This is a genomic window from Pseudomonas sp. MF09150 (assembly GCF_059862355.1).
On record NZ_JCBCUS010000013.1, the window covers coordinates 14431 to 25233 of the forward strand.

The following is a 10803-nucleotide window of genomic DNA, read 5'->3' on the forward strand; positions in this document are numbered from 1 at the left end:
ACAAAGAATTTCACGACCTGATTGCTGTCCATTGTTAGACCAACAACCAGGACCCACTGCCATGAAATTCGTAACCTTCTGCCACACGCTTTCCAAATGGGCCGGTAGCTCCAAGACGTTTCTTGTGGCCATCGTGCTGATAGTGGTCTGGGCCCTGACCGGCCCATTTTTCCACTACAACGACACGTGGCAGCTGATCATCAACACCTCGACCACCATCATCACCTTCCTGATGGTGTTCCTGATCCAGAACACCCAGAACCGCGACAACGACATCCTGCACATCAAAATCGACGAATTATTGCGTGCCACCAAAGACGCGCAAAACGCCGCCTTGTGCCTGGATCAACTGGAAAGCAAGGAGCTTCGAACACTGCGTAAGCAATACAGCAGCATGGGTGCGCAGGAGCGTATGGACCCCACGGGCGACTTGTCTGCGCAAAACCCGCGCCCCGCAACCGCCAAGGACAGCGAAGAGGAGGAAGCGCTATAACCCTCTACCCGCCCTGCTCTCCTCCCGGAGGTCAATAAAGGTGACGCGCAAGGTTCCGAGACCAGGTGCAGCGCAATCAAGCTGAACTTCGTTTGGCCCACGGTCCTCAGATAAAGATACGCCGCGTGATACCTGCGCGGGGCTTGCTTACCCTGGAGGACCGGATACATGACCACGCAACTGCATGGCAAAAACATCTTGATCATCACGGCCAATACCGGCATCGAACGCGACGAACTGCTCAAGCCACTTGAAGCGCTGCGCAGCCTGGGGGCAACGTTGACCCATGGCTCGATCAAAGGCGGTTCCACGCAGACCTTCCTGCACGATACCGAGAAGGACCGGCAGGTGGAGTCCGATGGAAAACTGTCAGGCCTGAATGCCCGCGACTTCGACGCCCTGATTATCCCAGGGGGGACGGTGAACGCTGATACCCTGCGCCAGGATCCTGAGGCCCAGCGCCTGGTCAATGAGTTTGTCGACGCGGGGAAGACGGTGGCCGCGATTTGCCATGGCCCTTGGCTACTGATCGATGCGGGAGTAATCCCGGGCAAGACCCTGACTTCCTACACCAGCGTGCGCACCGACTTGCTCAATGCCAAAGCAGCGGGTTGGGTCGACAGTGAAGTCAAGGAATGCACGGCCAATGGTTGGAAACTTATTACCTCCCGTACTCCCGACGACTTGCCGGCTTTCAACCAGGCCATCGCCAACGCATTGCAGAGCGCCTGAGCTTCTGCCTGAGAGTTGTCTGCCATCTCCCCAAGCCCGCTCCGTAATGGCGGGTTCGGGGCGCGTCTGTTTTGCGGAGAGCTGTTGCACATTGCGAGTCAAAGCAATTGACCTGCTCAACGGCGGTCGCGGGCAGGTCAATCGGTCTTTTTTTCTTCAACGGTTTCACGCATCTGCGCCAGCTCACTTTCAAGCGACTCAATACGTTGCAGCATCAGTCCTTTGATCTTGGCCTCCAGCTCCATGGTTTCGTCCAAGGTGAAGGTGCGTTCTATACGGGCGACAATTTCATTATTCATGCTGCGGTTGTTAAGCCGGGCAATGCTCTTGATCCGTGGATGCATGTCATCGGGAAGCCGGATAACAAATTTGTCTCGCTCTTGGGACATGGGAAACACCTCGATGAATGACTGAGGTGATAGCTTAATGCCGTATCCGCCATGAGCTCTTTAGGATAAATCTGAATTGTTCAGGGTGAATTCTCAGTCCCAGGGACCGGGTAACGCGCTCAGAGATAACCTACCTACCCCGTATCACCCTGAGTTCAGGAAAAACCGCTGGCCCCTGGCAGCTCGCGAAGTCCAAGGATTGCTGTCAGCGTGATATCGAACGCAGGCCTGAGTTTCCACCACAGAACCTGAAGGTACTGGGCAACGACACCTGTCAGTTACCCTTGCACTTCAGCTCTGCCTGTTCGTAGTTCAGCTCCTTGTTGCGCTCGGGCAAGTCATACGGCGCCTGGCAGGTGCTGCCGTCCCAAGTGACGTTCATCAAGCCCTTGTCCTGCTTGAGCAGCATCAGCGCCATGCCATACGGGTCCGAGATGGCGCTCTGTTTCCCTTCCGGATCCTCGACGGTGGCCCCAAAGCCCATCTTTTTTCCATCGGCCTGACGCAGGATAAATTGCACTCGACGCCCAATCTGCGCCTGATAGCGAGCAAGCACCACTGCGCCACGGCGCGGCACCACTTGTTGGGTTGCCTGTTCCAGTTCGATATCTGCTCCCAGGTTCCCTGTGTCCAGGCTGACCCAGTTCAAGCGATAGGGCTGGGCATTGGGCACGATGGCGAAACCATTGCGCCCGGTTGTCACTCCCGCATTGCTGATGATGCCCACACCGGGGGTGTCGGGCACTTCGGCCAGGACAAAGCTCTCGCCAACCTGCTGGCCAAGGTTGATACCACCGGCGTGAGCAACCACCGAACCGCTGGCACCGACGTTCAAGCTCTTGTAATCGGGGCCCTGGCCGTAACCGAGGTCCATCCGGCCCACCGCGGTGTCGGTGGAAATACTCGCGTTGCCGCTGTTACCACCTTGACCGTCCCGCCCGCCTTGGAAGGAGTAGTTGGTAGCAGGGCCCAGATAGCCGTTCAGGCCTGCCTGGGTGTTCTGGTTGCCCTCGCGATCACGCAGGATGCGCAGCGTGGCCCGCGGTGAGTGGGCGGTGCTTCCCAGCGGAAGGCTGAAGGACAACGCCACCTGACTGTCATTGCTGCTGGCCGAACCGCGCTCGGCGATATTACGGGTATGGGTCAGGCTCACGGAATAGTTCAGGCTTTTCCAGTAATTGCCGTAACCGGCAGAGATACTTTGCGAACGGGTGCTGCTATTCCAGTAGCTTTGATCGCTGGCGCTCAAGTAGATGCTGCCGTACTGCTGCTTTTCTCCCAGGCTCTGTTGCACGGTCAGGTCCAGGCGCGCTCGAGAGCGCCCCATTCTCGTGGAGGTGAGGTCACGATTGAGGTCCTGCACATGGTCACTGAAACTGCGGTAGCCCTCAGTGGAGTAGCGGTAGGCCGCCAGGGTGAAGTCGGTGCTGGTCTGGGCAAATGTCTTGGCATACAACACCCGGATACTTTGGCCCTTGTCAGTCTGCTGCGGGATTTTGCTGGCACTTTGGGTGATGTCGACCGATAGAGCGCCGATCGGTGTATTGCGCCCTATCCCGAAGTTCAGTGCCTGGAAGTTCTCTGCTACCTGCAGGCCGAAGGTCCCCGTCATATCGTCGCTGAGACCATAGGCCAGCGCTGTGCTGACGAATGAAGGGCTCTGCTGACTATCGTCATTACTCTGATACTGGCCGCCGGCAACACTGAAGGTCATGCGCCCCTTGCGCACCATGACCGGCAGACTGGAAAACGCCTGGCGCGTAACCCGGCGGCGACCATCGGCTTCGACCACCGTCACTTCCAGGTCACCGTTGGAGCCACTGGGGTAGATATCAGTCAACTCAAAGGCGCCCGCGGATACCGGGGTGCTGTAGATGACATAACCGTTCTGGCGCACCTCGACTGTGGCGTTGGTTTCGGCGACGCCGCGAATGATCGGTGCATAGCCTCGTTCGCTGTCGGCGAGCATTGCATCATCGGAGGTCAACTGGGCGCCGCGAAAACGCACGCTGTCAAAAATATTGCCGTTGGTATAGATCTCGCCCAGGGCCAATTGGGCCTTGAGCGCAGTGATATCGCGCTGGACAAAGCTGCGGTTACTGGAGAATTTGGTTGGCTGGCCTTCGTTCATGGTGAGGTTGGACTCGTTGCGCAAGCGCCAAGACCCAAGGTTGAAACCATTTTGCAATCCCAGGTATTTCGAGGTGCTTCTGGTCCCGCCGCTGCTATTACGGCGCATGTTGAACTGATAGTTGATAAAGGCAGCAGTGACGCCTTCATCCCAGAGCGCCGGGTCGACATACCCACGAACGCCAGCCTGCATAAACGCCTGGGGCACGCTAATCAACAGGTGCAAACGGGCAGAGTCGAACTTGACTTCGGCCTGCTCGATCAACGTATCCAACGGGTAGCAGCGATTGGCATTCTCGGGTGCGAGCAGCTCCGGGTTCTGCAACTTGAGCAGATCGATACCGAAGTCCTTGAACATGACCGGTGTCAGGCACGGCTGTACCTCCGCCCCTGCTGCTTCTTGCTTGAATTCGATATCACGTCGGCCATTCAGGTCGCCGTTGACGTAAATTTCCACCCGATAGTTGCCAGGCAGAACGTTGCTACCACCTTGAAGCAAGGCCAATACATCGGCAGGTTGAGCCGAACCACCCTGCAGGAACCCGGTATTAAATGCCAACAGTGGGATTTTTACCCTAGGCTCAGTATTGAGTTGCTCTGAATCAGCATGTGCGACTATTGGAAGTGCAACCAGTAAAAGCGCCCAGCAGAACGACTGCCGACTCTCCAGAGTAATAACGAGGCTAGATTGACCAAAACCTGTAAGCAAATAACCTTTCGACATCATGATTCACTTAGTAGTTGGGTTACATAGGCCAAGTCATGCCTCTGCATTTACAATCGAGAGCAAGGGCCAACGCATGATTTGGTATTGCTATGAATTATCCGCTATAGCCCCTTGGCTTTTGCGGACTGGCCTTCGGTGACATCGACAGTAAATAGATCACGCCCGCCGTAATCATTGATACTGCCAAAATCCAAGCGATGTTTGCTGCCTATTACTTTATTCATAGGCAGAGTGACGGTTTCACCTGGGGAGAGCATGCGCGCCTCAGTTACTTTGTTTTCCTTCACGCCGAAAAGCACCAGATCGACCAAGGTAGTGTAATAAGGTGTCGGATTCTTTATTTGCAGTTGTTGCCCATCAGACGTATTCAGCAGTCGCCATTCCAGTTGTTCGGGTGCTGCGCCGGCTGTGCCGGACAAACCCTTTGGCCGATAAAACACTTTGATCCGCTGACGCACCGCAAGTTGCAGGGTGTTTTCCTCTCCTGCCGACTGGGGTATTTCCTGAATACTTAGCCAGAACACCGACTCTCTGTCGCTGGGCAAGCTGGACCCGGAGAACAGTACGCGTAATAGTTGTTGTTGCTTGGCACCTACGCGGACCAGAGGTGGAGTGATTGCAAATGGCAGATCAGCCTCCCCTTCACTTTCAATCCAGGATTGAACAACGATATCCTTGCCGTCATTACGTACGACGAGGGTTTCCTCTTTTTTTCCTTCAGCAAAAACCAGCCGAGTTCCACTTAGGGATATTGCAGCATGAGCGCCGAAACTGAATGTAATCAGCGCCAGACTCATGGCTTTTATGAAAAACTTAGGCGACATGAAAAACACTCTAAGAGTGTGAGAGGCGCAAGCGCCTCTCACAGCGAGAAACAACTTATTCGTATTTCAGAACAAACGGCATGCTGGCGTTGGCTGTACCCGGCTTGACCGCTGCAGCGTCACTCGTCATGACGTAAGTGGCCCGAACCTGAAGGTTGGTAGTACCGTTAACGCTAGTGCCCGTATAGCTGTCGGTTTTCAGGTCCATTGCGGCACCTGCGGCGTCAACCAGGACAATACCTACACCTTTGGCACCACCGGTTGCGTTATCAATGTGCAAGACGTTAGTGCCCTGAAGCTGAGAAGGCAGTGGGTCAAAGCTCAGTGCAACTTTAGTGTGCGTTTTATCGCACTTCACCGAAATATTGACTTGGCCAGTGCTGGAGATAGCTCCCGGTGCAGCTGCAGTGCCGAGGGTCGAGGCCTGGACGTTGCCCAGCGGGACGTTAATATCACTGGTGCCTTGCCCTTGAACACTGCAACTATCCTGCTTGATAGTTCCGGTGAAGTTAATGTTACCACCGCCACCCTCAGTAAGAGCATTCGCTGTCATAGGCACAGCCAAAACCGAAGACAGAAGGCTTAAAGCAAAAAATCTTTTCATAGTGACACCGAGTTTTAATAGTTGATGGATGCAGCAGTTGTCATTTAACCAATTAAACCGACAAAGATTAATGAGACCAGTCCTATTTGCACTAAGCGGCTCTCATACCAATTACGTCATTACCCTTCAAGCATACCGCCCAAGGCCAAACCCCAAATAGATTACGAAGATGCAATCCGGCCTCTATACAACATAGAGCACCACTATTGGTTCGTCATACGGACATGACGCATAAGCTTCTATTCTTTAGCGCTTGTCGTTAGTTGCCATCATGAGGGGGCATAGTTCAGTCCTTCACTCTGCCAACAGTCATGCGCTAACAGACACCTCCTTTACGATCAAAAAAGGATAACTCGCCGACTATCGTGGATAGCCGCCCCTATTCCGAAATCAATTTGCAGACCGTTGATTGTTTCTTTGGTGGCCTGACAAAGCGCTGTATAAAACTACCAGGCGGATAGATGCACCCTCTGTAACTCCCTGCCACACCAAGGAGCGGTGAGTTGCAAAATTTAAGTGCCCGCCACAGGCCCGCATGAGATGAAGGACCTCATTTCTTTATGATTGCCATGGGCATTGCATAGGTCTGCGGATGGTACTCAACGGGTCCGCCATTCGACTTGGGACACGTACTAAAGCGTTCGACCCGTAACTTCCTATTACAACTTCCCTGATGAGCCGACAGGATTGAACGAGAGTTTTCGTCAGGAAGTGATACGTGCTGATGAGCTTGACTGTCGATGCTGCATGATCACAGGCGTCTTATACCGAAGTGATCAAGGCCCGAAACCGTTGACCGAAGAGCCTTAGTCTCCTCCCCGTAACTGGAGGCGCTCTGAAACGAACTCAGGCAAGGCATGTCACACAATCAAGCGCATCGTGATACAGAAGCTCAACAACTCATGATCCGTAGTGACCTGTAACTTGCGCATCGCCGAGATCTTCTGGGCACTGATGGTCTTTTTGCTGCGATTGAGCAGATGGGCGATCTCATTGACACTCATGCCCGCGGCGAACTGGCGCAGTACTTCGAACTCGCGAACCGAAAGGCTGGAAATCCGGTCTTCGACGGGCTCCGTGCACTCGACCACGCTGGGTAGGGAATGAAACAGTGGTCTGCGGTAGGACTGGCCTCTGGCCAACGTATTGAGCGCTACCAGAATCTCCTTCAGGTCGCTGCTCTTGGGTACGATCCCGGCAACTCCGACATCATAGAGCCGCGACAGAATCAGGTTGTTGGAAACCATGGTCAGAATCAGTACCTGGATGTCCGGAAAGTGCCGGATCAGGTACTCAATCAACTTGATACCGTCGCCATAGGCCTCATCCCCGGGCATGTTGTAATCGGTAATGATCACATCTGGCTTGAGTTGCTGCAGTTTTTCCACCAGCTCCGTTGAGTTCTGCACCTGGGCCACGACTTCATAGCGATTGTCGCGTTCGATGTACTCACTGACCCCCATCAACACCACCGGATGGTCATCAGCTAAAACTATCTTGATTTTTTTCATGAAGTCATTCGTCCAAAGATTAAGTTCGTCAGATCACGACCTGCACCCGCCGCGCTCTCACACGGCTGCAACAGCACGATCTATGCGTGCGAACAGCAGTTCGCTCCTGCGTGCCAGCGGTTGATCAAGCGTCTTGATTTCCAGTGCCTGCTCCACGGCTCCGCAGGCGTCAGCCAGGGCCTGGGCCTGCACCACTGCCAGGGCGCCACGAATGCAATGCAGGCTGCTGCGTAATTGACTGGCGTCCTGTGCGGCCAGGGCGTCGCGTGCGCGCACCATGTCCTCGCGCATGGTGCTGATGAACAGCGCACGCATTTTCGTTGAGACCTGGATCTGATCGGGCGCCTCGACCAGTTCGGTGTCAGCCATTGAGCCAGGTGCCAGCGAAGCCGCCGCGACGAGGTTGTATTGCACGTTGCAGACTCTCATCAAACCGTCCCAGAGCCCCTGCAGGGTCAGGGGCTTGACCATCCAGGCATTCATCCCGACCTGCAGGCAGCGCTCGCCCTCCTCGCGCATGGCATTGGCCGTTACACCAATGATGGGAAACTGCTTGTCCAACTGACGCAACGCGATGGCCAGCTCATAACCATTCATGAGCGGCATGTTCACATCGGTCAACACTGCGTCGAATGCACCCGGCAACCAGAGATGCAGGGCCTCCTGTCCATCCGCAGCCAGCACCACGCGACAGCCGAGCTCCTCGAGCTGCTCCTTGATGATGGCTTGATTGATCGGATTGTCTTCGGCCACCAGCACCCGTAACGGCAACTTGCCGCGCTCGACAGGCCCTCTGTTCGCAGGCGCTACGCCAGCACCGGTTTGCGCCTCGGCCACTGCCCGAGCGATGTCCCTGATTGCATATATCCGGGCCGGCCAGCGCCCATGTTCCGGCTCGACCGCATCTCGCGCCTGGCTGCTGGCGATCACTCTGGGGCCACCCCAACAACAGTCATTACCGGGCGGCCCCAGCAGGTCGACCAATACCGCCCCAGGCAACGGCTCGGCCACCAGGCTTGGCGCTATCAGCGCGTTGGCGCCCCAGTGCTTCAGCCATTCGCAGACGTTGTCCGCCAGTTCCTTGATCGGCGCCCGGACGTACACCGGTCTTGCTCGCAGCAGCGGCACCCCGTGGTCAATCTCGCTGCCTGGCAACACCGACAACTCGACGAAAAAATTGAAACTGCTGCCCAACCCTGGCTCGCTGACCATGTGAATCTGCCCGTTCATCAATTGACTCAGACGCCAGCAGATCGACAGGCCCAGGCCCGCGCCGCCGTCGGTACTGCCCTGGCGTACCTGATAGAACGGTTCGAACAGCAGCACCTGCTGAGCCTGGGAAATTCCCACCCCGGTATCAGTGATCTGCCATTGCAGGCTGACCTTGCCTGCCTCGCGCCCCAGCACCTTGAGACGCAGCACTACCCGCCCGAAATCGGTGAATTTGATGGCATTGGTCACCAGGTTGCCAAGCACCTGCCGAATCCGCGCATGATCGCCCTCCAGGTACTCCGGCACCTGGACATCGATGCAGGCGTACATCTGCAGCCCTTTGGCATTCGCCGCCGCCGCGCAGGCTTCCAGTACCTCCTCGACCATGTCCAACGGGCAAAACCGGCCCAGCTCCAACGGCATCTGCGCCGACTCGATCTTCGACACGTCGAGGACGTCACTGATCAACTGCAGCAAGGTTGAAGACGAGCACTGGATGGTCTTCAGGTACTCCTGCTGGCGCGGATCAAGGGCGGTCCGCTCCAGCAATTCAAGGGTGCCGAGCACGCCATACAACGGGGTGCGAATCTCGTGGCTCATGGTTGCCAGGAAGATCGTCCTGGCCCGGCTGGCCTCCTCGGCCAGGCGCTTGGCCAGGGTCAGGGCGGCGGCACTTTGCTCGTGATGGCTGATATCGCTGAAGGCACATATCCGTACCTGCTGATCCTGATAGCGGGCCGTACTGAAGCGCAGGTGCAAATAACGCCCATCGACCTTGAAGCAGGACTCGCCAATGTCACCGTCTCCAAGCTCATCCAGCACCTGCAGCAGCCACTTGGAGGTGCCCAGCGCCAGGTGGTTTTCCAGCAGCAAACGGTTATCACGCTTGCGTATCACACTCAGTCCGATCGGTGCCGTGTCGATCACCGCGCGATTGAACAGTGTGCTCTCGATCTCTCGGGCATGAGCGCGCTGCAGGGGCCGGCGGACCTTCAACTGGTACCAACGATTGACCAGCCAGGCCAGGGCCAGGCTGCCAGCGATCAGGCCAAGCAGCCCCAACAGTTGCCACCGGGCGTCATGCACAAAGCGTTGGTAGCTGATGTCATACACCGCGGTCCAATGCTCACCCTGGGTCATGGCCAGTTTTATGTGCAGGCCGCGGCTGGAAAAACTCAAGCCTTCGGGCAGTGGTCGGACATCCGTTTGCGAACCCAGCAGCACCCTGCCGTCGGGTCGCGTCAAGCTCAGACCATCGAAAAAGGCCGCCTCCCGGCTAAGGGCAAAACCACTGACTTGAGTCAGCGCGGGTTGCGCCACTACCAGCACTTCACGACCCCGAGCCTCTAACGGCAGCAGCTTGTACGGCATATCGATACTGATATAAGCCTGTAGTTGCCGAGCTGAGTTATCCGGCACTTGCATACCGCTCCAGTGCACACCATCGCGTAGCTTCGGAGCACTGGCCTGCTGCAGCAAAAGGCGCAGTTCAGCGCTGGCCTTCTGGTAACTGGCAGGGTCGAGTACCGAACCATCGGCGCGCCTCTCACCCAGTGCGGGAATGCCCAGGGTGAATTCATCTCCCGGGGTAAGGACAAATACCTGGGGTGGCGAATAAGGCGAGCCGGACCAGAACGCGCCGTAGTCGTTGGCCAGGTGCATACCCAATACGAACGGCGCCTGATCGGGCATCGCCTGATTAGCGTGCGCCGGCACCATGACGCTGAAAGGCAGTGAGAACGAAACCTCCCGGCCTTCGTAGATTACCTGCTGCGGCGTTTGGAACAGCTCGGTAATGCGTAGCGGCGTCAGGTTCTGCTCCAGCAACTCCTGAGGGGCGGTCACTTTTCTCGCCAGGCGCTGTAAAAACGCCTGGTTCTCACCCACTTGCGCCATCAGCAGTTCGAAATGGCGGGTGGCCCTGTGCACCTGCTCGTCCAACAAGCGCTCCACTGCCCAGTAGCAGACTCCCGAGAGCGACAGGACGACCCCTAGGGTGAAGGAGGCCCGGCGCATTCCGGAGTTTGAGGCAACAGTGCCTGGTGAGACGTTATCGGAAGTCATGGTGGGTTCCAGAATGGAAAGGAAGAGCGGTCGACTGACACCCTGTTCGGCAACCCTTTGCAGTACAAAAGGTCATCTGGAGCGCTCCCCGCGAACAAGGCAGCGCACGCTCTGCGT

General features: G+C 56.5%; 8 protein-coding genes. 2 read left to right on the forward strand and 6 right to left on the reverse strand.

What is annotated here, in order from left to right; translation table 11 throughout:
• Positions 1-61 precede the first annotated feature (61 nt).
• The gene (locus tag AC19YX_RS31135; protein ID WP_078472934.1) at positions 62-493 is read left to right on the forward strand and encodes a low affinity iron permease family protein; all 432 of its coding nucleotides are present in this window, start codon (positions 62-64) and stop codon (positions 491-493) included.
• 168 nt (positions 494-661) lie between these two features.
• Positions 662-1225: a type 1 glutamine amidotransferase domain-containing protein gene (locus tag AC19YX_RS31140; protein WP_500607758.1), complete on the forward strand. Its 564-nt coding sequence runs from the start codon at positions 662-664 to the stop codon at positions 1223-1225.
• Positions 1226-1362: 137 nt separating this feature from the next.
• Here the strand turns inward: AC19YX_RS31140 and AC19YX_RS31145 are convergent, their stop codons facing one another.
• From AC19YX_RS31145 to AC19YX_RS31170, 6 genes are all read right to left on the reverse strand, one after another.
• Complete coding sequence (locus AC19YX_RS31145) at positions 1363-1614, reverse strand: Arc family DNA-binding protein (RefSeq protein WP_020294595.1); 252 nt, start codon at positions 1612-1614, stop codon at positions 1363-1365.
• 274 nt (positions 1615-1888) lie between these two features.
• Positions 1889-4303 carry a fimbria/pilus outer membrane usher protein gene (locus AC19YX_RS31150; RefSeq protein ID WP_500607759.1) on the reverse strand — a complete coding sequence of 805 codons (2415 nt, stop codon included), beginning with the start codon at positions 4301-4303 and terminating at the stop codon, positions 1889-1891.
• A 269-nt stretch (positions 4304-4572) separates the two neighbouring features.
• Positions 4573-5295: a fimbrial biogenesis chaperone gene (locus AC19YX_RS31155; RefSeq protein WP_421546774.1), complete on the reverse strand. Its 723-nt coding sequence runs from the start codon at positions 5293-5295 to the stop codon at positions 4573-4575.
• 55 nt (positions 5296-5350) lie between these two features.
• A complete protein-coding gene (locus AC19YX_RS31160; RefSeq protein ID WP_421546773.1) occupies positions 5351-5899 on the reverse strand; it encodes a fimbrial protein in 549 nt (182 codons plus the stop codon).
• Positions 5900-6759: 860 nt separating this feature from the next.
• Complete coding sequence (locus tag AC19YX_RS31165; RefSeq protein WP_078472937.1) at positions 6760-7410, reverse strand: response regulator; 651 nt, start codon at positions 7408-7410, stop codon at positions 6760-6762.
• Between the two features lie 57 nt (positions 7411-7467).
• The gene (locus tag AC19YX_RS31170; protein ID WP_500607760.1) at positions 7468-10686 is read right to left on the reverse strand and encodes a hybrid sensor histidine kinase/response regulator; all 3219 of its coding nucleotides are present in this window, start codon (positions 10684-10686) and stop codon (positions 7468-7470) included.
• Positions 10687-10803: the final 117 nt, after the last annotated feature.

Coding starts and splice junctions, on each gene's coding strand:
- AC19YX_RS31135 (WP_078472934.1), top strand. CDS start 62: ATGAAATTCGTAACCTTCTGCCACACGCTTTCCAAATGGGCCGGTAGC.
- AC19YX_RS31140 (WP_500607758.1), top strand. CDS start 662: ATGACCACGCAACTGCATGGCAAAAACATCTTGATCATCACGGCCAAT.
- AC19YX_RS31145 (WP_020294595.1), bottom strand. CDS start 1,614: ATGTCCCAAGAGCGAGACAAATTTGTTATCCGGCTTCCCGATGACATG.
- AC19YX_RS31155 (WP_421546774.1), bottom strand. CDS start 5,295: ATGTCGCCTAAGTTTTTCATAAAAGCCATGAGTCTGGCGCTGATTACA.
- AC19YX_RS31160 (WP_421546773.1), bottom strand. CDS start 5,899: ATGAAAAGATTTTTTGCTTTAAGCCTTCTGTCTTCGGTTTTGGCTGTG.
- AC19YX_RS31165 (WP_078472937.1), bottom strand. CDS start 7,410: ATGAAAAAAATCAAGATAGTTTTAGCTGATGACCATCCGGTGGTGTTG.
- AC19YX_RS31170 (WP_500607760.1), bottom strand. CDS start 10,686: ATGACTTCCGATAACGTCTCACCAGGCACTGTTGCCTCAAACTCCGGA.